The sequence below is a fragment of the Rhizobium sp. SYY.PMSO genome, from assembly GCF_046840415.1.
Lineage (GTDB): Bacteria > Pseudomonadota > Alphaproteobacteria > Rhizobiales > Rhizobiaceae > Rhizobium.
Genome location: NZ_CP177349.1, coordinates 1,197,085 through 1,220,816, shown reverse-complemented (window position 1 = coordinate 1,220,816; position 23,732 = coordinate 1,197,085). Strand labels below are relative to the sequence as shown.

Annotated in this window: 23 protein-coding genes; 7 read left to right on the top strand and 16 right to left on the bottom strand. The window is 59.8% G+C overall.

The genetic code is table 11. The features are described from left to right. Positions 1 to 53: 53 nt before the first annotated feature. From bamA to ACJJVH_RS05895, 9 genes are all read right to left on the bottom strand, one after another. Positions 54 to 2,387 (bottom strand): outer membrane protein assembly factor BamA, encoded by a 2,334-nt coding sequence (gene bamA / locus ACJJVH_RS05935; RefSeq protein ID WP_112796262.1) that lies wholly within the window; start codon positions 2,385 to 2,387, stop codon positions 54 to 56. A 198-nt stretch (positions 2,388 to 2,585) separates the two neighbouring features. Then, the gene (gene rseP / locus ACJJVH_RS05930) at positions 2,586 to 4,259 is read right to left on the bottom strand and encodes an RIP metalloprotease RseP (protein ID WP_412064895.1); all 1,674 of its coding nucleotides are present in this window, start codon (positions 4,257 to 4,259) and stop codon (positions 2,586 to 2,588) included. 24 nt (positions 4,260 to 4,283) lie between these two features. Next, complete coding sequence (locus ACJJVH_RS05925) at positions 4,284 to 5,117, bottom strand: phosphatidate cytidylyltransferase (protein WP_412064894.1); 834 nt, start codon at positions 5,115 to 5,117, stop codon at positions 4,284 to 4,286. Then, positions 5,117 to 5,863: an isoprenyl transferase gene (locus ACJJVH_RS05920; protein WP_112796268.1), complete on the bottom strand. Its 747-nt coding sequence runs from the start codon at positions 5,861 to 5,863 to the stop codon at positions 5,117 to 5,119. Before ACJJVH_RS05920 ends, ACJJVH_RS05925 begins: the two co-directional genes overlap by 1 nt. 108 nt (positions 5,864 to 5,971) lie before the next feature. Next, positions 5,972 to 6,532: a ribosome recycling factor gene (frr, locus tag ACJJVH_RS05915; protein WP_112796270.1), complete on the bottom strand. Its 561-nt coding sequence runs from the start codon at positions 6,530 to 6,532 to the stop codon at positions 5,972 to 5,974. 55 nt (positions 6,533 to 6,587) lie between these two features. Continuing rightward, a complete protein-coding gene (gene pyrH, locus ACJJVH_RS05910) occupies positions 6,588 to 7,307 on the bottom strand; it encodes a UMP kinase (RefSeq protein ID WP_112796272.1) in 720 nt (239 codons plus the stop codon). A gap of 136 nt (positions 7,308 to 7,443) precedes the next feature. Further along, positions 7,444 to 8,370, bottom strand: coding sequence for a translation elongation factor Ts (gene tsf / locus ACJJVH_RS05905; protein ID WP_112796274.1), 927 nt, complete (start codon positions 8,368 to 8,370; stop codon positions 7,444 to 7,446). Positions 8,371 to 8,746: 376 nt separating this feature from the next. Further along, positions 8,747 to 9,514 carry a 30S ribosomal protein S2 gene (gene rpsB, locus ACJJVH_RS05900; RefSeq protein ID WP_047633284.1) on the bottom strand — a complete coding sequence of 256 codons (768 nt, stop codon included), beginning with the start codon at positions 9,512 to 9,514 and terminating at the stop codon, positions 8,747 to 8,749. Between the two features lie 329 nt (positions 9,515 to 9,843). Next, positions 9,844 to 10,671, bottom strand: a complete 828-nt coding sequence (locus ACJJVH_RS05895; protein ID WP_112796276.1) for a cell envelope integrity EipB family protein — start codon at positions 10,669 to 10,671, stop codon at positions 9,844 to 9,846. Positions 10,672 to 10,806: 135 nt separating this feature from the next. Here ACJJVH_RS05895 and ACJJVH_RS05890 point away from each other — a divergent pair, with 135 nt between their 5' ends. The 4 genes from ACJJVH_RS05890 (at position 10,807) to ACJJVH_RS05875 (ending at position 13,773) form a co-directional block, all read left to right on the top strand. Further along, entirely contained in the window at positions 10,807 to 11,274 is a 468-nt protein-coding gene (locus ACJJVH_RS05890) for a RidA family protein (RefSeq protein ID WP_112796476.1), read from the top strand. After that, positions 11,274 to 11,993, top strand: a complete 720-nt coding sequence (locus tag ACJJVH_RS05885; RefSeq protein ID WP_113393687.1) for a glycerophosphodiester phosphodiesterase — start codon at positions 11,274 to 11,276, stop codon at positions 11,991 to 11,993. Before ACJJVH_RS05890 ends, ACJJVH_RS05885 begins: the two co-directional genes overlap by 1 nt. A 123-nt stretch (positions 11,994 to 12,116) precedes the next feature. Beyond that, entirely contained in the window at positions 12,117 to 13,304 is a 1,188-nt protein-coding gene (locus tag ACJJVH_RS05880; RefSeq protein ID WP_113357999.1) for a GNAT family N-acetyltransferase, read from the top strand. Between the two features lie 40 nt (positions 13,305 to 13,344). Continuing rightward, positions 13,345 to 13,773 carry an HIT family protein gene (locus ACJJVH_RS05875; RefSeq protein ID WP_112796279.1) on the top strand — a complete coding sequence of 143 codons (429 nt, stop codon included), beginning with the start codon at positions 13,345 to 13,347 and terminating at the stop codon, positions 13,771 to 13,773. A 109-nt stretch (positions 13,774 to 13,882) separates the two neighbouring features. Here ACJJVH_RS05875 and clpA read toward each other — a convergent pair whose 3' ends face one another. From clpA to cysE, 5 genes are all read right to left on the bottom strand, one after another. After that, positions 13,883 to 16,414 (bottom strand): ATP-dependent Clp protease ATP-binding subunit ClpA, encoded by a 2,532-nt coding sequence (gene clpA, locus ACJJVH_RS05870; protein ID WP_112796280.1) that lies wholly within the window; start codon positions 16,412 to 16,414, stop codon positions 13,883 to 13,885. Positions 16,415 to 16,424: 10 nt separating this feature from the next. Next, a complete protein-coding gene (gene clpS / locus ACJJVH_RS05865) occupies positions 16,425 to 16,778 on the bottom strand; it encodes an ATP-dependent Clp protease adapter ClpS (RefSeq protein WP_069612294.1) in 354 nt (117 codons plus the stop codon). A 287-nt stretch (positions 16,779 to 17,065) separates the two neighbouring features. Further along, complete coding sequence (locus ACJJVH_RS05860; RefSeq protein ID WP_112796282.1) at positions 17,066 to 17,431, bottom strand: phasin family protein; 366 nt, start codon at positions 17,429 to 17,431, stop codon at positions 17,066 to 17,068. Between the two features lie 361 nt (positions 17,432 to 17,792). Beyond that, positions 17,793 to 17,996, bottom strand: coding sequence for a DUF3126 family protein (locus ACJJVH_RS05855; protein ID WP_047633271.1), 204 nt, complete (start codon positions 17,994 to 17,996; stop codon positions 17,793 to 17,795). Positions 17,997 to 18,121: 125 nt separating this feature from the next. After that, a complete protein-coding gene (gene cysE / locus ACJJVH_RS05850; RefSeq protein ID WP_112796284.1) occupies positions 18,122 to 18,985 on the bottom strand; it encodes a serine O-acetyltransferase in 864 nt (287 codons plus the stop codon). 76 nt (positions 18,986 to 19,061) lie between these two features. Here cysE and ACJJVH_RS05845 point away from each other — a divergent pair, with 76 nt between their 5' ends. Next, the gene (locus ACJJVH_RS05845; protein ID WP_412064893.1) at positions 19,062 to 19,862 is read left to right on the top strand and encodes an enoyl-CoA hydratase-related protein; all 801 of its coding nucleotides are present in this window, start codon (positions 19,062 to 19,064) and stop codon (positions 19,860 to 19,862) included. A gap of 1 nt (position 19,863) precedes the next feature. Here ACJJVH_RS05845 and ACJJVH_RS05840 read toward each other — a convergent pair whose 3' ends face one another. Then, entirely contained in the window at positions 19,864 to 20,649 is a 786-nt protein-coding gene (locus ACJJVH_RS05840; RefSeq protein ID WP_112796481.1) for an alpha/beta hydrolase, read from the bottom strand. 200 nt (positions 20,650 to 20,849) lie between these two features. Here ACJJVH_RS05840 and ACJJVH_RS05835 point away from each other — a divergent pair, with 200 nt between their 5' ends. After that, positions 20,850 to 21,095, top strand: a complete 246-nt coding sequence (locus ACJJVH_RS05835) for a zinc-finger domain-containing protein (RefSeq protein ID WP_047633459.1) — start codon at positions 20,850 to 20,852, stop codon at positions 21,093 to 21,095. 29 nt (positions 21,096 to 21,124) lie between these two features. Continuing rightward, complete coding sequence (locus ACJJVH_RS05830) at positions 21,125 to 22,288, top strand: FAD-dependent monooxygenase (RefSeq protein ID WP_412064892.1); 1,164 nt, start codon at positions 21,125 to 21,127, stop codon at positions 22,286 to 22,288. Here ACJJVH_RS05830 and ACJJVH_RS05825 read toward each other — a convergent pair whose 3' ends face one another. After that, a complete protein-coding gene (locus ACJJVH_RS05825) occupies positions 22,289 to 23,479 on the bottom strand; it encodes a cystathionine beta-lyase (RefSeq protein ID WP_412064891.1) in 1,191 nt (396 codons plus the stop codon). It lies immediately after the preceding gene. Between the last annotated feature and the right edge of the window lie 253 nt (positions 23,480 to 23,732).

The window sequence follows — 23,732 nt, the reverse complement described above, 5'->3', positions numbered from 1 at the left end:
ATAAGCACCAGCTCCAGAACGGTGTTCAAGCCCGCAGTTCTGGACTGCCGATATCAGAACTGGTTGGCGATGCCAAACCGGAAATTCTCAACCTTGTCGTAGTCTTCCTTGAGAACCGGTACGGCATAGTCGACACGGATGACACCGAACGGCGACGACCAGATCAGACCTGCACCAAGCGAGGCGCGGATCGAGTTGTCGTTGTGAAGCGTATCGCCGAAGAGATTCGCCTTGTTGCCGTAGAGCGAGCCAGCATCCGCAAAGGCTGCGATGCGCAGACCGATATCCTGCGGAACACCCGGCATCGGCATGCTCGCTTCAGCCGAAGCGGTGAAGTAGGTCGTGCCACCGAGCGGATCGCCATGCGACGAACGCGGTCCGATACCGGCATTCTCGAAGCCGCGGATTTCACGGCCACCGAGCGTGAACTGATCGAAGACGTTCAGCTTGCCGTCTGTCGGCATCACATAACCGGCACCGACCGTCAGCGAGCCGATGATATCGGCTTCGTCACTGATCATCTGATAGTAACGAGCCTTGCCGCTCAGCTTGTAGAAGTCGGAATCGCCGCCGAGACCGGCATATTCATGCGTGAACTTGGCGATGATACCTTCACGCGGCAGATTCTGGTCATCCAGCGTGTTGTAGGTGAAGGTCTGCGAAACCGTCGACTGAACCCAGGGGCCGTTCTCGACGAGATTGAGGTACGGGGCCGACAGGTGATCCTGCCAGTCGTTCGTGCCGTCGTAAGTCAGGCGCTTGTAGTTATAGCGCAGGGTCGTCGCAAAATTCTCGGTGATCGGCGCAGTCACGCGCAGCGAGAAGCCTTCTTCCGAATAGTCGTAGTAATCGTCGCTCGACGTCTGGTTCTTGAAGATATCGAAACCGGCAGCCAGGCGATAGCCAAGGAAGTAGGGTTCGGTGAACGAGATGTTGTAGGTACGATTACCTTCAGTACCGGCACCAGCCGCGACGCGGATGTACTGACCGCGACCGAGGAAGTTCTTTTCCTCGACCGAAGCTTCCAGCAGCAGGCCGCCGTTGTTGCCGACGGCGTAACCCGCACCGATACCGAACGAGCCGGTCGGCTGGTCTTCGACGTTGACGATAACAACCACGCGATCCGGAGCGCTGCCCTGAGCCGTCGTGATGTCGACCTTGGTGAAGTAGCCGAGAGCGTCGAGGCGGCGCTTGGCGCGCGTGATCATTTCCTGGTTGAAGGCATCGCCTTCATTGAGGTCGAACTCGCGGCGGATGACGTAATCGCGCGTACGGGTGTTGCCACGGATCTCGATGCGCTCGACATAGGCACGCTCGCCCTGGTCGACCAGATACTCGATACCGATGGTGTGTCCGGACAGATCGCGGTTGCCGCGCGGCGTGATACGGGCGAACGGATAGCCCGCGGATGCCACGCGCTTGGAAATGTTCTCGATCGAGGTCTGGATGTCCTTGGCGCTGTAGACATCGCCCTTGTGGGTGATGACCAGGCCCTTCAGCTCATCGGCGTTGACGCCATCTACCGTCGAAATGACGTTGATGTCGCCGTAGGTGTAACGCGGACCTTCGTCGACATTGAAGTTCAGCGTGTATTCGTTGTTCTGCTCGTTCAGCGTCGCGTCGGCGCTGACGATGCGGAAGTCGGCATAGCCGTGATTGTAGTAGAACTGGCGCAGCGCATCCTGGTCGGCCTGCTGACGCTCAGGGCTGTAGACGTCCTTACGGGTCAGGAACGACAGGAAGTTGCTCTTCTTGGTGCTGATGACCGAAGCAAGGCGACCGCTGCCGTAGGCCTGATTGCCCGAGAAATTGATTTTATCGATCTTGGTACGATCGCCCTCGTTGATGACGAAAGCCACGTTGAGGCGACCCGGGGAAACCTCGGCGGTCTGCGTCGTCACCTGCACGTCGTTGCGGCCGATGGTGGCGTAGGCATCCTTGATGGTCTTGATGTCAGCCTGAACGGTCGCCTCATTGTACGGCCCGGCCGAATGAGTCTGGACGATGCCCTGAAGCTTGTCGTCCTTGATCTTGCGGTTGCCATTGAAGACAACGGCATTGATCAGCTTGTTTTCCTTGACCGATATGATCAGGGAGCTGCCGGCAACGGTGATATGGACGTCGGAGAAATATCCGGTCGCATAAAGTTGCTTTACCGAAGCATCGATGTCACCGGCAGAGAAGCTCTTACCGGGCTTGATCGTGATATTGTCACGAACAGCCGCCTCACCGACGCGTTCAGCACCACGAACGTCAACCCGCTGAATGACAGCTGCTTCCGCGACTGAAGCAGAGGCAAGTGTGAGAACACCAGCGCCCGACGCAACAACACCAGCAGACAGCGCTACCGCCGACACTGCGTTCAAAAATTTTGAACCAGCCTTCATTTCACTTCTTACCTTTTTTCAATCGTCCCCAGCCCCGAGCGAACCCGATTCCGGCCACGTGTGTCGTTTTACCCGCTTTTGACATACAAGCAAGGGAGCACGTTAATTTCTGTTTACTTCATTTCAAAGCGTGGCTCATTCGCCACTACAGCTTTGAAACATCGTAAATAAATCGTAATTTCCTCTCTCGTTGCCCCACTAGCCTATTCGGGAACTAATATCGTTCCACGTCGCAAACACCATGAGCGAGAGCACCATCGCAAACCCAATCCGGAAAGCGATATCCTGTGCCCGTGCACCCAGAGGTTTTCCCCTTACGGCTTCAATCGCATAGAACATCAGATGCCCGCCATCAAGTACCGGCACGGGCATCAAATTTAATAACCCTATTGAAACAGAAAGTATGGCGGCGAATTGCAACACGGCGGCAAAACCCAGGGTTGCCATCTGACCCGACAGCTGTGCAACCCGAATGGGGCCGCCGAGCTGATCGGCTTTCATGTAGCCGCCGATGACATTGCCGATATATTCGAAGGTGCCGGAAACGATGCTGGCGGTCTGCTTCACGCCTTCGGACAGCGCCTGTAGCGGCCCATATGCCTCGTAGCGCAGCCTGATCGGCTTCTGACCATCGGTGATGCCGATGGTGGCGATCTGCGTCCGGGCGCCGAAAGCATCGGTCTCTTCCGATTTCCTCGGCGTGACCGTTACCTCGCGCGTCTGGCCATCGCGCTTGACCGTCATCGTCATGGGCTTGTCGGCGTGAGCCGCTGCGGAGCGCTGCACTTCACCAATGGAGCCGATTTCCCGTCCATCCACAGAAAGAATGCGATCACCGACTTCAAGACCCGCCGCCTGGGCCGGGCTGTCGGAGGCGATCGATGCCACCAGCGGATCGATCGGCGCAATGCCGATGTTGCCGACATCCTTCTTGTCACCGGACGCGGCCGTATCGACCAGCGTATCGGTCATCATCGGGAAATCGCGTATTGCACCGTTGCGCTGTATGGTGAGCACGATGTTCTTGCCGGGGTGCTCGGACACGTAGCGGCCAATATCGTAATAGGTTGCGACATTCTTGCCGTCGACCGCGATCAGGCGATCCCCCGCCAGCACGCCGGCCTTTGCCGCCGGTCCGGCCGGCTCCACCGCAGTGACGACCGGATCGACCAGAGCGATGCCGATGCGACCCATCTCCATCTTGTTGCCGAATTGATCGGTGTCTTCCACCAGCTTCGGGACGATCCGGAAGTCGCGGTTCTGGCCGTCGCGCTCGACGGTCAGCACGATCGTACGGCCAGGGCGCAGGCCGACATAGCGCTGCACCTCATCGAAGGTGGCCACCTTGGCACCGTCGATGGCAACAAGGCGATCGCCCGGTTCGATTCCGGCTTCCGCCGCCGCGCCGTCACGCGTCACCATGGCAACGACAGGATCGGCGACCGTGCGGCCATAGATGCTGAAAAGTACCGCGAAGATCACGATGGCAAGAAGGAAATTCGCAATCGGACCGGCGGCAACCGTCGCGGCCCGTTTCCAGAGCCTGGCGCCGGCAAAGGAATGAGCGCGCTCTTCCTCCGTCATGGCTGCAAGCTGATCCACGTCGGTCTTGCTGGAGGCGTCCTCGTCGCCGAAGAAGCGCACGTAACCGCCGAGCGGAATCAGCGAAAGCTTCCAGCGCGTGCCATGTCGGTCCGTGAAGCCGGCAATTTCCGGCCCGAAGCCGATCGAGAAGGCCATGACGCGGATACCCGACCAGCGGCCGACCAGATAGTGGCCCATCTCGTGCACGAAAACGAGCAGCGACAGGACGAAGACAAACGTAATGACGTTGTTCGTCAAGAAACCGATCAAGCTAGCCGCGCTACCCATGCAACGATCCTGTTCGTGTTAATTTCAGACCCCGAGCAGAACGCCGCCCAATGAAAAGGTCTCGCCGCTCATTGTCAGCGACATTACGATAGCCAACAAAAACGCTGCAAAACAAGCAAAAATTAGTCCATCGACGCGATCCATGACCCCGCCATGGCCGGGAATGAGATGGCTCGAGTCCTTTACGCCGAACTTGCGCTTGATGAATGACTCGAACAGATCGCCGCTCTGGCTGCAGACGGAAAGCACCAGGGCAAGGATGGGAATCCTCAAATCCTCGGCGGAAAAAAAGCTCCAGACGACCGCGGTTCCGGCAAGGACGGCCGCGATGGCGCCGCCGATCGCGCCCGACCATGTCTTACCCGGCGATATACGCGGGGCAAGCTTCGGCCCTCCGATGGCTCGGCCGACGAAATAGGCGAAAATATCCGTCGCCCACACCGTCGCGAAAACGAACAGCATCAGCACGAAGCCGCGCAGGTCGTCGTCCCGCATCTCCGCAAGGGCAATCGCCGTCAATCCGGAATAGAATATGCCACCCGGCAGCCACCAGCTTTTGCCGCGAATGCCGACCATGATCGCCGTGACGGCGACGAAGGCGGCCAGAACCTCGATGGAATAGACGGATTCGCCCAGGACCGTCGCGCCGGCGATCAGCACGAGCGCAAGCCAACCGAGCGCGTTGCCCTGCGGGTCGCGGCCATGCAAATCCGTTATCGTCGACCATTCATAGTAGACGAGCAGGCCGATTACCGCCGCCAGAAGGCGAAAGCCGAGACCTCCGAACCATGTGGCGGCAAGAACGACGACGGCAAGGATGATGCCTGAAACAATGCGCAGCCTGAGTTCGCGATTCATCAGGACCCCACGGCCGCCGCCTGCTTGGCGGAAAGACCGCCAAAACGCCGGTCGCGCGCAGCATATTTCTCCAGCGCGGCGAAGAACAGATCGCGATTGAAATCCGGCCAGTAGTCCGGCACGAACATGAATTCCGAATAGGCCGCCTGCCACAGCAGGAAATTCGAGAGCCGCTCCTCGCCGCTCGTGCGGATAATGAGGTCGGGATCGGGAATTCCGGCGGTGTCCAGACGGGCATCGACCAGTTCCGGACTGATATCCTGCGGACGCAACCGCCCGGCCTCGACATCCTTTGCAAGGCTTATGAAGGCACGCGTGATCTCGTCGCGCGAGCCGTAGTTGAAGGCGATGACCAGCGTCAGGGCCGTATTGTTCCTGGTGGTCTCCTCCGCCTCGAGCAGCAGGGGCAGGATGTCACCGCGCAGGCCGCCGCGATCGCCGATGACGCGAATCCGGACATTCTGCCGGTGAAGCTCGGCAAGATCCCGCCGGATGAAGGCCTTGAGGAGGCCGAGGAGATCGCTCACCTCCGCCTCGGGACGGCGCCAGTTCTCCGAGGAGAAGGCGAAAAGCGTCAGATATTTGATGCCGATATCGCCGGCAGCCCTCACCGTCTCGCGAACGGCCTCCACGCCCTTGCGGTGGCCCATTGTGCGCGGCAGGCCGCGCGCATTGGCCCAGCGACCGTTGCCATCCATGATGATGGCAACGTGTTCGGGTACGACAGAGAACGTAGGAGCTGACATATGGGTCCGGTTTCGTTCGGCGGAAAGAAGCTCTGGCCTCGTAATCTAGGGCACCATCGCCGCTTTCAATATTGGCATATCGAAAGCGCGACACTCCCCGGCATACGATCAGACCTGCATGATTTCCTTTTCTTTGTCGGCGAGCAAGCGGTCGACTTCCGAAATCGTCTCATCCGTCATCTTCTGCACACGTTCGGAGAGAGAGCGGCTCTCGTCCTGACCGATTACGCCGTCCTTTTCGGCCTTTTTGAGGCCGTCCATACCGTCACGGCGAACATGGCGAATCGCCACCTTCGCCTTTTCGGCATATTCATGGGCCACCTTCACCAGCGAGCGGCGACGCTCTTCGTTGAGTTCCGGCAGCGGGATGCGCAGGTTCTGTCCATCCATGATGGGATTGAGGCCGAGATTGGATTCGCGGATCGCGCGCTCGACTGCGCCGACCATCGACTTGTCCCACACCGAAACGGTCAGCATGCGCGGCTCCGGCACGGTGATGTTGGCAACCTGGTTCAGCGGCATGCGCGAACCATACGCTTCGATCACGACCGGATCCAGGATATTGGCGGATGCACGCCCGGTGCGCAGCGAGGCGATATCGCTCTTGAATGCAGCGATGGCGCCATCCATGCGGCGCTTCAGTTCCTTGAGGTCGGTGCCTTCACTCATGTCTATACTCCCGTCTGATAAGGCGACGCCGGACGCTCCCGGCGCCACAGGAACGTCAATTGTCTGATACGATGGTCTTGCGGCCGCCGCCGGTCAAGATTTCCGCAAAGCCGCCCTTCTCATGGATCGAGAAGACGACGATCGGAATGGCGTTTTCGCGCGCGAGTGCCACGGCCGCCACATCCATGACGGCCAGCCCCTTCTCGAGCACCTGACTATGGGTCAGATGGTCGAAGCGCTCCGCATCGGGGAATTTCTTCGGATCGGCGGAATAGATGCCGTCGACCTGCGTGCCCTTGAAGATTGCCTCAGCGCCCATCTCGGCGGCACGCAGCGCTGCGGCGGAATCGGTGGTGAAGAACGGGTTGCCGGTGCCCCCGGCAAAGATCACCACCCGGCCGAGCGACAGATGATAGAGCGTGGCGCGCTGCGAGAAGCTTTCGCAGATTTCCGGCATGGAGATAGCCGAGAGGACGACGGTATCGATATTGAGCTTGCGCAGCGAGGTCGCCAGAGCCAGCGCGTTGATGACGGTGCCCAGCATGCCCATGTGGTCGCCGGTCACGCGGTCTCCCCCCTTGGAGGCCACGGCGACGCCGCGGAAAATATTGCCGCCACCCACCACGACGCCGACTTCGACACCCATTTCGCGTGCCTGTGCGATATCGCCCGCAATCCGGTCGGCGACCGTCACATCGATGCCGAATCCCTGACTGCCCATCAGAGCTTCCCCGGAAGCCTTGAGCAACACGCGCTTGTAGATCGGCTGGGACATGGTAGCTCCTTGAAGTGATCACCGGGGAATGATTGTGAAAAGCCGGATACACGAAGGGCACCGCGTTGTCACGCGATGCCCTTACGTTTTCCCTGATATGGTTTCACCAATCCGGGAGATGGCTTCTTTTTACCGATCAGCCCTTGGCGACGGCCGCGACTTCGGCAGCGAAGTCGCTTTCTTCCTTCTCGACGCCTTCGCCGAGGAGCAGGCGGGCCATGCCGGTGATTTCGATCGGGGCGCCGGCAGCCTTTTCAGCTTCCTTGATGGCAGCGCCGACGGTCAGGTCCGGGTTGATGACGAAAGCCTGCGAGAGAAGGGCAACTTCCTCGAAGAACTTGCGCATGCGGCCTTCCACCATCTTTTCGATGATGGCTTCCGGCTTGCCGGATTCGCGGGACTGCTCGATGAAGACGTTGCGTTCGCGCTCGGCAACCGCGGCATCGACTTCTTCGGCACGGATGGCCAGCGGGTTGGTAGCGGCAACGTGCATGGCAACCTGGCGGCCGATCGACGTCAGGACGGCCTTGTCGCCGACCGACTTCAGGGCGACCAGAACGCCGAGCTTGCCGATGCCGTCGCCGGCAGCGTTATGGATGTAGGTCGCCACGACGCCGTGCTCGACTTCCAGCTTGGCGGCGCGACGAAGCGTCATGTTCTCGCCGATGGTGGCGATCGCGTCCTTGATGGCGTCGGCGACCGGCTTTCCGGATGCCGGGTAAGTCGCAGCCGAAATGGCTTCGACCGTGCCGTCGGTGGACAGCGCGACTTCGGCGATGCCGCGAGCGAGGTCCTGGAAGGCATCGTTACGGGCAACGAAGTCGGTTTCGGAGTTGAGCTCGACGACAACGGCCTTGTGACCGGCGCCGGCAATGGCGATCAAGCCTTCAGCGGCGGTGCGGCCGGACTTCTTGTCTGCCTTGGAGATGCCCTTGGCGCGCAGCCAGTCGATCGCGGCTTCGATATCGCCGTTGGTTTCGGTCAGCGCCTTCTTGCAGTCCATCATACCTGCGCCAGACTTTTCGCGCAGTTCCTTCACCAGTGCAGCCGTAATCTCGGTCATAAGCTTCCTCTTGTCGGTTCATACGGTGCGGCATGCGGTTTTGAGCCGATGCGGCACCGATTTGAGGGACGAAATGTACCCGTAAGTATGACAGCGTTATGAAGCTGCGTCATACTGTGGAATTCTGTTTGGAGCATGCCTGGATTTACCGCCTACAGCGCCATGCGTCGCAAGTGATGCGCAAAGGTCGCTGTAGCGCTTTAAATCCACTGCATAATTTCACCCTTAAATCGATTTCGATTTCAGGAATTATGCAGCAGGCAAAACGTTATCCAAAACGCGATAAGGCCGCTCGAACTCGTTGAAGTCGCAAACGGCCTTATCCCGGATGTCAATGCGCTTGGGCGGGCAAGTATATGCCCGCCTCGTGGCGCGATCAGGCTTCGGTGCCGTCCGCCAGGGTCGGCTCGACCGGAGCTTCCTCGGAAGCGCCGAGGTCGCGGCCCGATGCGCTCTGCTGGCGAGCGATACCGTCGATGGCGGCGCGCGAGATCAGGTCGCAGTAGAGGGCGATGGCGCGCGAGGCGTCGTCGTTGCCCGGGATCGGATAGTCGATCAGGTCCGGATCGCAGTTCGAGTCGATGATGGCGACGACCGGGATGCCGAGGCGCTTGGCTTCGTCGATCGCGATCTTTTCCTTGTTGGTGTCGATGATGAACATCAGGTCCGGCGTGCCGCCCATGTCCTTGATACCGCCGAGGGCCTTGTCGAGCTTTTCACGTTCGCGCTCAAGGTTCAGACGCTCCTTCTTGGTGAAGCCCTGGGCTTCGCCGGAGAGGATTTCGTCGAGCTTGCGCAGACGCTGGATCGAGTTGGAGATCGTCTTCCAGTTGGTCATCATGCCGCCGAGCCAGCGGGCGTTGACGTAGTACTGAGCCGAACGCTTCGCGCTGTCGGCGATCAGTTCGGACGCCTGACGCTTGGTGCCGACGAACAGAACGCGGCCGCCGCGGGCAACGGTGTCGCTGACGACCTGCAGGGCGCGGCTCAGCATCGGAACCGTCTGGGCGAGGTCGATGATGTGGATGTTGTTACGATCGCCGAAAATGTACGGCTTCATCTTCGGGTTCCAGCGGTGCGTCTGGTGGCCGAAGTGAACGCCTGCTTCGAGAAGCTGGCGCATAGAAAAATCGGGCAATGCCATGCCTTTGTATCCTTTTCCGGTTGAACCTCCGCAAGGCGAACAGCATCCTCTTCGAGAATGCCACCGGGCGGAAAAATCCGGATTTCTCCCGGACAATCCCATGCCTTACGTGTGGAATGCGGGTGCCCATACCTTCGATTCGCTTGGAATGCAAGGCTTTCAGCCGAAAAATAACCGCGCGCGGCCCTCAGCCGGTCAATTTATCGAGCAACGCCGGCATGACATTGGCGTTAAGCCGAAGCGGTCGGCGGATACGAGCCCCATAAGCGGGAGGTTCCGCCAATCGACCGCAATGGCCGGCTACCCCGGACATATCGCCCGGTGAAGAGCTACTGGCACGCCTTCGTATCGAGAACCTCGAGCTTGGTGAGCTTGCCGGTCAGCACGAAATCGCCGTAATCCATGGTGAGGTCGCGCGTTATGCCGTTCTCGTAAAGCTTGAAGGACATGCGGTAGACGGGGGTGGCGTCGCCGGTGGACTTCTCGTTGAAGTAGGCGACCGTCACCGGCCAGAACGGCGTCTTGGCGAAGGCGCCGGCCTTGTCGGCATCGGGATCGTCCGTGGCAGGCGACTGCTCCTTGCCGACGACGGTGGTCGCTATCAGCGGCTTGTCGCCATCGTCGGAACCGTCGAAAACCTGCGCTTCGAAGAAATTCTTGCCGAGCTTGGCGTTATGGATGATGTCGAGCATATGTTCCGTCGGAAAGCGGCTCTGGATGAGCTCGACCTGCTTGTTGTGCGGCTCGGTCAGATCGACCTTTATGCCCTTCTGGTCGTCGCTTGCAGCCCCGCGTACGTCCTTGTCGAGCTGGTTGTCGGTATAGGACTTGGTCTCGAAGCGGAACAGGCGCTTGCCGAGATCTTCGAAGGTCGTCGTCTGCTGGTCGCTGACGCGGGTGGAATCGCCCGTGTCGATCTTCGTCACGAAGCGGAAATTGGTGGTGAACCCGGCGCAATCGGAGCCTTCGAATTCGTAGACCATGCGGCCGACCATGCCGGAAATGCCGGAGCGATCGGAAGCATCCTTCAGCTCAAGATCGTAGACGGCCCGGTGTGCGATCAGCCCGCTCGGACCTGCGGCGTGGGCCACAGGTATTCCCAGCGACAGAATGCCCAGCCCCGAAACGACGGCGGCAGCAAGACTCGAGCGGAACATTCATTATCTCCTGTTGGACTCGCACGCGATGTTATAAGAACGCTTTCGGCTAAAACGAGGCTGCCGATCCTAAGTGACGGAATTTAGTCTTGATGCCGGATTTTTGAAGTTTTTACAACAAAACGGGAGATGAAAATGTCCGACGCTATCGAGGATCGCCTGAAGGAACTGGGCATCGTTCTGCCGCAGGCCGCAGCGCCTGCCGCCAACTATGTTCCCTATGTCATCAGCGGCAATCTTCTCTACCTGTCCGGGCAGCTGCCGATGGAAAACGGCAAGATCGGCGTGACCGGCCACCTCGGCAAGGATGTCGATGTTGCCGGCGGCCAGCGCGCAGCCGAACTCTGCGCCATCAATATTCTTGCCCAGGCAAAAGCGGCCCTCGGCGGCGATCTCGGCCGGATCAAGCGGCTGATCAAGCTGAACGGCTTCGTCGCCTCGATGCCTGATTTCGTCGAGCAACATCTTGTGATCAACGGCGCCTCGAATCTTCTGGCAAACATATTGGGCGATGCCGGCAAGCATGCCCGCGCCGCCGTCGGCATGGCAGCCCTGCCGCTGAATGCCGCCGTCGAAATCGATGCCATTCTGGAAATCGCATGATGAGCAAGCTTGCCTGGCTGACCGAGCGACCCATCGCCCACCGCGGCTATCACGACATGAACAGAGAGGTCTGGGAGAACACGCTTTCGGCCTTCAGCCGCGCCATCGAGGCGGGCTTTGCCATCGAGTGCGACCTGCATTATGCCTCGGACGGCGTGCCGGTCGTCTTCCATGACGACGATCTTCAGCGCGTCTGCAACCTGCCCGGCGAGGTTCGCGAGCGCACCTCCGCCGAGCTCGGGCTGCTCTCGATCGGCGGCACCAAGGACAAGATCCCGACGTTGAAGCAGCTCCTGCAGCTTTGCGACGGCAAGGTGCCGCTCGTGCTGGAGCTCAAGGGACGCGAGGGCGATGACGAGGGTTTTGCAGAATCGGTTCTCGAAGTGCTGGAGGGCTACAAGGGCCATGTCGCGCTGATGAGCTTCGACCACTGGCTGCTCAGAGACCTCAAGGCCCTGGACGCACCCTACCCGGTCGGCCTTACGGCGGAAGGAAACAAGCCCGAGACGTTTTTTCAGCATGACGAAGCCATGCATCTTGGGCTAGACTTCATATCGTACTTCTATGGCCACCTGCCGAACCCTTTCATCACGGCGCAGCGCCAGCGCGGTATTCCGGTCATCACCTGGACCGTGCGCGACGAAGCGGCCCGCAAACATACATTTGCCAATGCAGACCAGATGACCTTCGAAGGCTTTGATCCGCGCCTGGCCTCATAAATCGGGATCGATTGAAGGAGAGGCCTTGCGCAAACGCAAATTGCCGCTGCACCTGCAACACGCCTGTCGGAGTGCATGGCGCAGCGGTGAGAGCCCCTCCCTTCTTTCCTAGCGCAAGAATTGATGACAGACGAATTATCCATTCGAGTCGAACGATCCTTCAAGAACATCGCTCCGGAGAGCTGGTCCAGGCTGGCCGGGGCGTCGAGAACAGGCAGCGTCCTGCCATACAATCCCTTTGTCTCCCACGCCTTCCTGTCGTCGCTCGAGGAGTCCGGCTCCGCGACCGACAAGACAGGCTGGCTCGGCAATCATCTGCTGCTGGAAACCGACGGCGGCGAGCTGCTCGGCGCCATTGTCGGCTATCTGAAGAGCCATAGCCAGGGCGAATACGTCTTCGATCATGGCTGGGCCGATGCCTTCGAGCGCGCCGGCGGCCGCTATTATCCGAAGCTGCAATGCTCCATTCCCTTTACCCCCGCCACCGGGCCGCGGCTGCTCGTCGCCGAGGGACAGGACCGAAGCGTCATGCAGCCGGCGCTTGCCGAGAGCCTGAAAGAAGTGACCCGCCAGCTCGGCGTCTCCTCCGCGCATATCACCTTCCTGCCCGAGGACGAGGTTTCCGTCTTCGAAGGCGATGGCTACCTGCACCGCACCGACCAGCAGTTCCATTTCATCAACGAAGGCTATGCCGATCACGATGCGTTCCTGGAAACGCTGGCGTCCCGCAAACGCAAGGCGCTGAAGAAGGAGCGGCGCACGGCGCTGGAGCATGGCATCAGCATCGACTGGCTGACCGGCAGCGATCTAACCGAAAACATATGGGATCAGTTCTTCGCCTTCTACATGGATACGGGCAGCCGCAAATGGGGCCGCCCCTATCTTACCCGGACATTCTATTCGCTGATCGGCGAACGCATGCCCGACGATATCCTGCTCGTCATGGCCAGGCGCGAGGGCCGCTACATTGCCGGCGCCATCAATTTCATCGGCGGCGAAACGCTCTACGGCCGCCATTGGGGCTGCATCGAGGATCATCCCTTCCTGCATTTCGAGGTTTGCTATCATCAGGCGATCGATTTCGCGCTGAGCAAGGGATTGAAGCGGGTAGAGGCCGGAGCGCAGGGCGAGCACAAGCTCGCTCGCGGCTATCTTCCGGTCATCACCCATTCGGCGCATTATATCGGCCATCAGGGTCTGCGGCGTGCCGTTGCCGATTATCTGAAGCACGAGCGCGAACAGGTCGAGGAGATGAGCGAAATTCTCACCGAGCATAGCCCCTTCCGTAAAGGCGAGCGGCAGGATATCTAGCCGTTCCGTATACTCGCAACCACAGACGAGGAGCCCCTGGATGACCAGCCCCGCCTATGACGACAACAATATCTTCGCGAAGATCCTGAAGGGCGATATCCCTTCCTATCGCGTTTACGAGGATGAGCACACAGTCGCCTTCATGGATGTGATGCCGCAATCGCCGGGTCATACGCTGGTCGTACCCAAATCCCCTTCCCGCAACATTCTCGACGCCGATCCAGCCGCCTTGCAGCACGCGATCACGGTCGTTCAGAAGATTGCCATCGCCGTTCAGGAAGCCTTCGAGGCCGATGGCGTCTACATCGCCCAGTTCAACGAGCCATCCGCGGGACAGACGGTGTTTCATCTGCACTTCCATGTGATCCCGCGGCTCGAAGGCGTAGCGCTGAAGCCGCACTCGGGCAAGATGGAGGATGGTGCGGTGCTGGCGGAAAACGCCAGGAAGATCATCGAAGCGCTGCCCTGATGCGCTGAGGCCCTAAAGTCATTTCTAAGATTTTCTGCATAAGCATATGAAAACGGCTGCATTGTTCCCAATGCAGCCGTTTTACTTTTTTCAGGCAACCGATCGTCGGCTATTTGCGCGGAACCTTCGGGACCGCGCCGCCGCCCTTGCGCGGCGACTTGCCTTCCGGCTCTTCGCTTTCGCTGGCCGCCGAAGTCTTTGCCGAACGACGGCTATCGGCCGCCGTCCCCGCCTTGCCGACACGGCTGCGGGTCTTGACTGTATCGCCGTCGTCCTCCTCCACCTCGGCCGGTATATCGCCGACTTCGGCTTCCGGCTTCGGCCGGATCGGAGCGGTGTCTGCGATCGCCTCGAGCAGGATGCCGGTCGAGCCGTCTTCCTTCTTGCCGACCGTGACGGTGACGACGCCGCCCTTCTTCAGCTTGCCGAACAGGATTTCGTTCGCCAGCGGCTTCTTGATGTTTTCCTGGATGACGCGCGCCAGCGGACGGGCGCCCATCTTGTCGTCGTAGCCCTTCTCGGACAGCCAGGCGATGGCGTCCTCGTGCAGGTCGAAGGTCACGTTGCGTTCCGAAAGCTGCGCTTCCAGCTGCATGATGAACTTCTGCACGACCTTGTGGATAACGGTGGTCGGCAGCGGCGCGAAGGGAATGACCGCATCCAGACGGTTGCGGAATTCCGGCGTGAACAGGCGGTTCAACGCCTCCTCATCCTCACCCGTGCGCTTGGACGAACCGAAGCCGATAGCGGCCTTGGCCATTTCCGAAGCGCCCGCATTGGTCGTCATGATCAGGATGACGTTGCGGAAGTCGATCTTCTTGCCGTTGTGGTCGGTCAGTGCACCGTGGTCCATGACCTGCAGCAGGATATTGAAGATATCCGGATGCGCCTTCTCGATCTCGTCGAGCAGAACCACGCTATGCGGATGCTGGTCGACGCCATCGGTCAGCAGGCCGCCCTGGTCGAAGCCGACATAGCCGGGAGGCGCACCGAGCAGGCGGGAGACCGTATGGCGCTCCATATATTCCGACATATCGAAGCGCAGCAGTTCGACGCCGAGCGAGGAGGCAAGCTGCTTGGCGACTTCCGTCTTGCCGACGCCGGTCGGGCCGGAGAAGACGTAGCAGCCGATCGGCTTGTTCGGCTCGCGCAGGCCGGCGCGTGCCAGCTTGATCGAGGTCGAGAGCGCTTCGATGGCCGTATCCTGGCCGTAGACGACCGAGCGCAGCTCCTGTTCGAGGTTGGCGAGAACCATCTCGTCATCCTTGGAGACCGTCTTCGGCGGAATACGGGCCATGGTCGCAATCGTCGCCTCGATCTCCTTTTCGGTGATCAGCTTGCGGCGCTTGGACGGTGGCAGCAGCATCTGCGCGGCACCCGTCTCGTCGATGACGTCGATCGCCTTGTCCGGCAGCTTGCGGTCGGAGATATAGCGAGCCGACAGCTCGACGGCCGTCTTGATGGCGTCGTTCGAGTAGCGCAGGTGATGATACTCTTCGAAATAGGGCTTCAAGCCCTTCATGATTTCGATGGCATCCTCGATGCTCGGCTCGTTGACGTCGATCTTCTGGAAGCGGCGGACGAGTGCCCGATCCTTTTCGAAGAACTGGCGGTATTCCTTGTAGGTGGTGGAACCGATGCAACGGATCGCGCCCGAAGAAAGTGCCGGCTTCAGCAGATTCGACGCATCCATCGCACCGCCGGAGGTGGCGCCCGCGCCGATGACGGTGTGGATCTCGTCGATGAACAGCACGGCGCCCGGATACTCTTCGAGCTCCTTGACGACCTGCTTCAGGCGTTCTTCGAAATCGCCGCGATAGCGGGTGCCGGCAAGCAGCGTACCCATGTCGAGCGAAAAGATCGTGGCGTCGGCCAGCGCTTCGGGAACCTTGCCCTCGACGATCCGCTTGGCAAGGCCTTCGGCGATCGCCGTCTTGCCCACGCCGGGATCACCGACATAAAGCGGGTTGTTCTTCGAACGGCGGCACAGCACCTGGATCGTGCGGTTGACCTCGGAGTTGCGGCCGATCAGCGGATCGATCTTGCCGTTCTTGGCCTTCTCGTTGAGGTTGACGCAGTAGGCCTTGAGGGCGTCCTGCTGTTTCTTGTTGTTACCCTCTTCCTGCTCGCCGCGGGAGGTCGGCTTGCTTTCGGATTCGGTATCTTCGGCACCGCGCGGCGTGCGGGTCTGGGAGGAACCCGGCCGCTTGCCGATGCCGTGGGAAATGTAGTTGACCGCGTCGTAGCGGGTCATTTCCTGCTCCTGCAGGAAGAAGGCAGCATGGCTTTCCCGTTCGGCAAAAATCGCAACGAGAACATTGGCGCCCGTCACTTCTTCGCGGCCGGACGATTGCACATGGATCACGGCGCGCTGGATGACGCGCTGGAAGCCGGACGTCGGCTTCGAGTCCTCATCATAGCCCGTGATCAGGTTGGACAATTCATTATCGACGTATTCAGTCAGAGTCTTACGGAGCGCGTCGAGATCAACATTGCACGCGCCCATGACAGCTGCGGCATCGGCGTCGTCTACCAGCGCCAAAAGCAGATGTTCCAGCGTGGCATACTCGTGATGCCGCTCGTTCGCGTAGGTCAGTGCCTGATGCAGCGCCTTCTCAAGACTAGGCGAAAATGTTGGCACGTTCAGATCCTCACTTCTTTTCCATAACACATTGCAGCGGATGCTGGTGCTGCCGGGCGAAATCCATCACCTGGCTCACCTTCGTTTCGGCTACTTCATATGTATATATCCCGCACTCGCCCACGCCGTGGTTGTGGACATGAAGCATGATGCGGGTGGCACTCTCGAGATCCTTTTGAAAGAAACGCTCCAGGATATGGATCACAAAGTCCATGGGCGTATAGTCGTCATTCAGAAGCAGCACGCGGTACAGGTTGGGCTTTTTGGTTTTGGGCTTGGTGCGTGTAATCACCGAGGTCCCGCGATTTCCGTTGTCCCCATTCCTTTCGCTGTTGTTTTGCATCCGGATCGGCTCAGCGATCATTTCGTTCATTCCTCAAATCATCCGGCAGAAGCTATCGCATTCCGACTTGGCACTGGGGTTGGCATCTTCACTTCGGTCGGGCCGGATATCCGAACCTCTAACTTAGTTCATATTGGCGTGATTTTAAGCCCCTTGCCCGACACTGCAATCACAATTCGCTGACAAAGCGGGCTGCGATCAAAAAAGTCGCTGCATATTCCCGACTCCTGTCCGATGCGCAAAAACGCAAAGGACCGGCCACGCGTCGCGTAGCCGGTCCTTCCGGAAAATTGCCTTTCGGCGAATGCTTAAGCGGCGGCTGCCGTCGCTGCCGCCTTGCTCGTGGCCTTCGTCGCAGCCGCTACGGGCGCTTCGTAAGGCTTATAGGCGACCTTGGCGAGATCGGCATACATTTCACCGAGTCTGGTGGCTTCGGCAATGAAGTTTTCGTAGGAAGACTTTACGAAGCCGCTCTGCAGTTCGAAGGCCGCCTCGAAGCTCTTGACGCCGGCGAGCGTCTCGAAGTGCGATACGCTGTCCTGGAAAGACTTCTTGGAGTATTCGGCAGCTTCGGCGGCAATCGCCTGAAAGCCCTTGGTGACATCGGAATAGCTCTTCAGCGCCGTGTCCATAGCTTCCTTGCCCTTCTTGTTCGCTTCATCGAAATTGAACATGCTTCTCCGTCCCTTGTTGGTCGGCCGATGGCCGGTTTGCAGACTTAAAGCTTAAATGCGGCGCACAATTAGTCAAGTAGTCTTGTGCGCCGCAATATCCTCCTTGGGTTGCATTTCGAATGACGGCGCGATGTCGGCGCTCATGAATGCACCGCATCATTCTGTTTTCCCTAATATATATCATAGCCCCTGCAACCGCAGGCTTTGACTAAAATATCGGCAATAAACTCGGAAAAAACGCAGTGCCGATATGCCGGGCTTGACCGAGGCGCAAGGCAAAGCCGGCGACAACCAAAGAAAAAGGGCTGTATTTCAATGAAATACAGCCCGGCAATTCGATCGGAAATCGAGATCGGCAGAATTAGAGATCGACGTCCAGGATAGCCATCGAAAAATTATAGGAGCGGTCGCCGTCTTCGTCGTCGATATAGACGACACCGAGGAACTCTTCGCCAAGATAGACTTCCGCCGAATCGTTCTTGCGCGGGCGGGCCTTCACCACGATCTGCGGATTGAACGTGCGTTTGAAATAGGCGTCGAGTTTCTTGATTTCTTCAGGCTTCACAATGCTTCTCCGTGAGGATCTCGGTTGGCCGCTTCTTGCATGGGAAAAGCGGCGGTGTAAAGACCGGAACCGCGTCGTGCACGGTTCGCGACGGCACTATCTCCCAAAAGTTAGATCGAAATTTCCTAGATTCCCGCACCCATGATTTGGTCCACGGCCAATTGCTCGGCAAGGAGCTGATCCATCGAGCGGGACGGCTCGGAACAGCCTGCTTCGCCGACCACCTTGGCAGGAACGCCGGCGACCGTGGTCTTGGCGGGCACTTCCTTCAGGACAACGGAGCCCGCAGCTATGCGCGAGCAATGGCCGATCTGGATGTTGCCGAGGATCTTGGCTCCCGCACCAATCAAGACGCCATGGGCGATTTTCGGATGGCGGTCGCTGCCTTCCTTGCCTGTACCGCCGAGGGTCACGCCATGCAGGATCGATACATTGTCACCAATCACGGCGGTTTCGCCCACGACAAGACCGGTCGCATGGTCGAGGAAGATGCCCTTGCCGATGCGTGCTGCCGGGTTGATATCGGTCTGGAAGACGCTGGAGGAACGGCTCTGCAGATAAAGCGCGAAATCGCGGCGGCCACGATTGTAGAGCCAGTGCGCGAGGCGATGCGTCTGCAGCGCATGGAACCCCTTGAAATAGAGGACAGGCTCCAGGAACCGCAGGCAGGCGGGATCGCGATCGTAGACGGCCTGGATATCGACACGGAGAATCGATCCCCATTCCGGCCAGTCCGCCAGCATTTCCTCGAAGGTCTGCCGCAGGAGGATGGCCTGCAGGTCGGGATGATCAAGACGCTCGCAAATGCGATAGATGACACATTCTTCCAGCGAACGGTGGTTGATGATCGTCGAATAGAGGAAGGCGGCAAGCAGCGGATCCCTTTCGGCAGCGGCACGCGCTTCCTCGCGCATGCTGTCCCAGATAGGATCCATGATCTTAACTGCACCCAAGCCCTCCACGGGGCGAATGTCCGTTGCTGCGACCATTGGCGGTCTCCCGATTTTCTGTCAGGGGTGCATTATATAGAATAAATGCCACACAAGACAAATGGGTTGGGCGCGCATGAATTTCGAGCATGAATTTGCCAGCGGTCTCATTCGCGCGACATGCGTTGAAGCGATCGGTACGATCACTGTGAGCAACCCCGACCGAAAGAACGCCGTGACGGCCGCCATGTGGCGCGCCATCCCGCAGGCAGTGCGCAGGCTGACCGATGAAGCGCGTGCGCATGTGATCGTTCTGCGCGGCGCCGGCGCGGATTTTTCAGCCGGCGCCGACATCCGCGAATTCGACACCATGCGCAAGGATTCCGAGACCGCCGTGGTCTACGAGGCATTGAACAGCCGGGCTTTCGAGGCCATTCGCCACTGCCGCGTGCCGACGATCGCGGCGATCCGCGGCATCTGCTATGGCGGCGGTTTCGGGCTGGCGGCCGCCTGCGATCTGCGGATTGCCGAGCAAGGCGCGCGCTTTTCGGTTCCTGCCGTTCGCCTCGGCATAGCCTATCCGGCCGATGCCGTGCAGGACATCGTCAACGCGCTTGGAGCGCAGATGGCCAAGGTCACGCTGTTTACCGGCGCGCCCATGTCGAGCGACAAGATGGTTGCCGCCGGCTTTCTGCTGGAGGAAATCGAGGCGGGCGCTTTCGACGGCGAAGTCTCCGCCCTCGCCCATGCGATCGCGGCAAACGCCCCGATCGCGCTGCATGCATCGAAACTCGCGATCCGCGCCGTGATCGAACAGGATGGCGACCTGCTGCGCGAGGCGGAGGTGATCGGCGCAGAGACTTTCGACAGCGCCGATTACGCCGAGGGCCGTACCGCCTTTGCCGAACGGCGAAAGCCGCGCTTCACCGGCAAGTGACTTAACGCTTGTCCAGGCGGTGGTAGAATTCGAGGACGGCCGCCTTGAAGAGCTTGTCGCCGACGGCAAGCATATGATCGCGGTTCGGTATATCCACGGCTTCGGCGTTCGGCATCAGAGCTGCCAGTTCCTGTCCCGAGCCGGCGATATCGTCCTTTGTGCCGACGGCAATCAAGGTCGGCGCCTCGATCTTGGCGACGTCCTGCCTTGCCGCCAGGTCGCGCGAGCCCTGGATGCAGGCGGCCAGCGCCTGCCGGTCGCTCTTCGTCTGCTCGGCGAAGGCGCGGAACATGCGCCCGCGGGCATGGGTAACGTCATCGAGCGACGGCGCCACCAGCGCTTCCGCGATCGGATCCCAATCGCCGACACCTTCGACCATGCCGATGCCGAGACCGCCGAGCACCAGCGAGCGGACGCGATCCGGATGCGCGATCGCCATGAAGGTGGCAACGCGCGCGCCCATGGAATAGCCCATGACGTGGGCCTCGGATATGCCCAGATGGTCGAGGAGGGCAACGGCATCGTCGGCCATGATCCAGGGATGGTAGACATCGGCATCGTAAAGCTTGTCGCTCGAGCCGTGGCCGCGATTGTCGATGGCGATGACCCGATAGCCTGCATCGCCAAGCGTCTTGAGCCAGCCCGGATTGACCCAGTTCGCAACCGCGGTCGAAGCAAAGCCGTGAATCAGCAGCACCGGCGGCCCGCTGGGGTCGCCTTCATCGAAAAAGGCGAGCTTCAATCCGTCTCTGAGAAAATTGGACATCCGGGGAGCATTCAAATTCATGGCTTCGTCTTTGCAAGCTGGATCCTGTTGGCGCCGGACCATATTTTATCGGCGATATCAAATGAACCCTGCGCGTGCGAAAATCTCTGCATCAAGCGGGACTTTCGCACTACACAATCAGCACGAAGGATTATAAAGAGAGGCTACCAAGTCTGGCGCAACATTCATGCCGCTACGGCAAGACGCATTCGGAGATCATCATGGCCGGCCACAATATTCCCCATTTCCAGAACGACGGCGGACATCGCGTCATCGAAATCGGCGTCAAGGAATTCATGTGCACCGGCGCCTCGGTTCCCTACGACCATCCTCATATCTTCATCGATATCGGCGACGAGAGCGAGAAGGTCTGCTCCTACTGCTCGACGCTCTACCGCTACAATCCGTCGCTGAAGGCGGACCAGACCAACCCGGCCGGCTGCGTCTTTCACTTCAAGGCCGCGTGACGCCGTAGAGCCTGATCGGACATAGAAGAATGCCGATCAAAGCAGTTGCCATCATCGGCGCCGGAATAGCCGGATTGACGGCGGCACTGGCGCTGGCGAGACATGGCATCGCCTCGGACATTTTCGAGCAGGCCGAGGTACTGACCGAAGTCGGCGCAGGCCTGCAGATTTCACCGAATGCCTCCCGCATCCTCGATACGCTCGGCGTTCTCGACGCGCTTCGGCCCGTCTGGCTGGAGCCAGGGGAAATCCGGCTCGTATCCGGCTCGTCGCTAGGACAGATCACATCCGTTCCCTGCGGAAATTTCGCCATGCGGCGATGGGGTGCGCCCTATGGGGCCGCACATCGCGCGACCCTGCAGAAGGCCCTTCTCGATGCCGTGACCGCCAATGCGCTGTGCAAGCTGCATCTGGGTCAGCACATCGACATCAAAGCCAAGCAGGCGCTGGAGGATCTCGCCGGAAGAAAGTTCGATCTCGTCATCGGCGCGGACGGGGTCTGGTCCAAGGCGCATGCGCTGGTGCCCGGTGCCCCCGCTCCGCTCTTTTCCGGCAATATTGCGTGGCGCTTCTCCATCGCGGAAACGGCGGCTCCGGCCATGCTGGACAAGGCGAACGTTACCGCCTTCCTCGGCCCATCCAGCCATCTCGTCTGCTATCCCATCCGGGAGAATGCAGCCTTCAATATTGTCGCCATCGTCTCCGGCAACAGCGCCAGCCGCGATTGGGGCGCAGCCGGCAGCCAGGCTCAACGCAGGCAGATGCTGCGCGCCTTCTCCGGTTGGAACGGCGCAATCGTGCAGATGCTGGAAGCGCAGGAAAAGGCGAGTTTCTGGCCGCTTTATGAAATGAAAGCCGGCCGATGGCACAACGGCGAAGACACGGTGCTGATCGGCGACGCCGCGCATGCGATGATGCCGTTCGCGGCACAAGGGGCAGCCATGGCGATCGAGGACGCGTTCGAACTTGCCGGCATGCTTGCGACGCGGCCGCCGACCGAAGCTTTAGACCTCTACGAAAAGCACCGGTCGCCGCGCATTGCGCGCCTGCGGCAGCGCGCCGCCTTCAATCAGTTCGCCTACCATGCCCGCGGGCCGATCCGCATGGCGCGCGATCTCGTCCTCTCGCTTCGTCCGCCGCAAAGCCTGGCGGCGGACATGGACTGGATCTACGGCTATCGCGCCGCCGGCTGACTACGCTTGCCTGACGGCAGCGAAGCCCTTTTCGATATCCGCCTTGATATCGGCGACGTCTTCCAGACCGATCTGCAGACGGATGACAGGTCCCTCTGCCGGTGCCTTCGTGATGCGCCGGTCGTTGAGATTGACGTGCACCGCAAGACTTTCGAAACCGCCCCAGGAATAGCCGAGACCGAAAATACGCAAGGCATCGAGGAAGGCGTGCGCCTTCGCCTTGAATTTCTGCGGATCGTCGACGGCCAGAACGAAGGAGAAAATCCCGCTCGATCCCTTGAAGTCGCGCTTCCAGAGATCGTGACCGGGGAAGCTTGGCAATGCCGGATGCAGCACGCGCGCGACATCCTCCCTGCCCTCGAGCCATCGGGCAATCGCAAGCGCGCTTTCCTGGTGACGCTCCAGACGCACGCCCATGGTGCGCAAGCCGCGCAGCACCTGATAGGCATCGTCCGGCGCACCGCAGATGCCCAGCTGGCCATGGGCGTCCAGCAACCGTTTCCAATGCGCCTCATTGGCGGAAACAGTCCCCATCAGAATATCGGAGTGGCCGGCCGGATATTTCGTCACCGCATGGATGGAGACGTCGACGCCGTGATCGAGCGGCTTGAAATAGAGTGGCGTCGCCCAGGTATTGTCCATGGTCACGACGCAGCCGTGCCGATGCGCCGCTGCCGAGATGGCAGGAATATCCTGCATCTCGAAGGTGTTGGAACCCGGCGCCTCGGTGTGGACCAGCCTGGTGTTCGGCTTGATCAACTGCTCGATGCCGGCGCCGATCAGCGGATCGTAATAGTCGACCTCGATGCCGAGACGCTTCAGCATGGTATCGCAGAAAAAACGTGTGGGGCCGTAGACCGAATCGACGATCAAGGCGTGATCGCCGGCGGACAGATAGGCGAGAAAAGGCACGGTGACGGCCGCAAGCCCGGACGGCACGATGATCGTTCCGGCCGATCCCTCCAGCGCATTCATTGCCTCGCACAGCGCATCCGTCGTCGGCGTGCCGCGCGTCCCGTAAGTGTATTTCTGGTCGTGCGTCTCCATTACACGCGCATTGGGAAACAGCACCGTCGAGGCATGCACTACGGGGGGGTTGACGAAGCCGTGGAAATCAAAGGGCGAGTTGCCGATGTGGGACAAACGCGTGTTGATGCCGGCGTTCTGCAGGGAAGTGTCTTTGTCTTTCATGTCCGGATATGCCTTTGGCGCTGCGGGGAAGCTGGATTTGTGGCGGCCAAGTCCAGTGGGGTCAACCCCGATCAGCCCGACATCACATATTATTGGAAGGCTAAACTAACAAAATTGGCGACACAAACCTCATTTCCGCGCAGATTTTTGGCAAAATACCGCCCATTTCGACGCCAAATGCCCATTTTTCGACCATGGCGGGCAAAAATGCCGAATAAATCCGCAATAATCCGGGCGATCTCTTGACCGTTAC

Coding starts and splice junctions, on each gene's coding strand:
- cysE (WP_112796284.1), bottom strand. CDS start 18,985: ATGGTCGCAGCAACGGACATTCGCCCCGTGGAGGGCTTGGGTGCAGTT.
- ACJJVH_RS05840 (WP_112796481.1), bottom strand. CDS start 20,649: ATGAATTTGAATGCTCCCCGGATGTCCAATTTTCTCAGAGACGGATTG.
- ACJJVH_RS05925 (WP_412064894.1), bottom strand. CDS start 5,117: ATGAATCGCGAACTCAGGCTGCGCATTGTTTCAGGCATCATCCTTGCC.
- clpS (WP_069612294.1), bottom strand. CDS start 16,778: ATGATCGCTGAGCCGATCCGGATGCAAAACAACAGCGAAAGGAATGGG.
- ACJJVH_RS05860 (WP_112796282.1), bottom strand. CDS start 17,431: ATGTTCAATTTCGATGAAGCGAACAAGAAGGGCAAGGAAGCTATGGAC.
- tsf (WP_112796274.1), bottom strand. CDS start 8,370: ATGACCGAGATTACGGCTGCACTGGTGAAGGAACTGCGCGAAAAGTCT.
- ACJJVH_RS05880 (WP_113357999.1), top strand. CDS start 12,117: ATGACAGACGAATTATCCATTCGAGTCGAACGATCCTTCAAGAACATC.
- ACJJVH_RS05830 (WP_412064892.1), top strand. CDS start 21,125: ATGCCGATCAAAGCAGTTGCCATCATCGGCGCCGGAATAGCCGGATTG.
- ACJJVH_RS05885 (WP_113393687.1), top strand. CDS start 11,274: ATGAGCAAGCTTGCCTGGCTGACCGAGCGACCCATCGCCCACCGCGGC.
- pyrH (WP_112796272.1), bottom strand. CDS start 7,307: ATGTCCCAGCCGATCTACAAGCGCGTGTTGCTCAAGGCTTCCGGGGAA.
- ACJJVH_RS05875 (WP_112796279.1), top strand. CDS start 13,345: ATGACCAGCCCCGCCTATGACGACAACAATATCTTCGCGAAGATCCTG.
- rpsB (WP_047633284.1), bottom strand. CDS start 9,514: ATGGCATTGCCCGATTTTTCTATGCGCCAGCTTCTCGAAGCAGGCGTT.
- bamA (WP_112796262.1), bottom strand. CDS start 2,387: ATGAAGGCTGGTTCAAAATTTTTGAACGCAGTGTCGGCGGTAGCGCTG.
- ACJJVH_RS05895 (WP_112796276.1), bottom strand. CDS start 10,671: ATGTTCCGCTCGAGTCTTGCTGCCGCCGTCGTTTCGGGGCTGGGCATT.
- ACJJVH_RS05845 (WP_412064893.1), top strand. CDS start 19,062: ATGAATTTCGAGCATGAATTTGCCAGCGGTCTCATTCGCGCGACATGC.
- ACJJVH_RS05835 (WP_047633459.1), top strand. CDS start 20,850: ATGGCCGGCCACAATATTCCCCATTTCCAGAACGACGGCGGACATCGC.
- rseP (WP_412064895.1), bottom strand. CDS start 4,259: ATGGGTAGCGCGGCTAGCTTGATCGGTTTCTTGACGAACAACGTCATT.
- ACJJVH_RS05920 (WP_112796268.1), bottom strand. CDS start 5,863: ATGTCAGCTCCTACGTTCTCTGTCGTACCCGAACACGTTGCCATCATC.
- frr (WP_112796270.1), bottom strand. CDS start 6,532: ATGAGTGAAGGCACCGACCTCAAGGAACTGAAGCGCCGCATGGATGGC.
- ACJJVH_RS05825 (WP_412064891.1), bottom strand. CDS start 23,479: ATGAAAGACAAAGACACTTCCCTGCAGAACGCCGGCATCAACACGCGT.
- ACJJVH_RS05890 (WP_112796476.1), top strand. CDS start 10,807: ATGTCCGACGCTATCGAGGATCGCCTGAAGGAACTGGGCATCGTTCTG.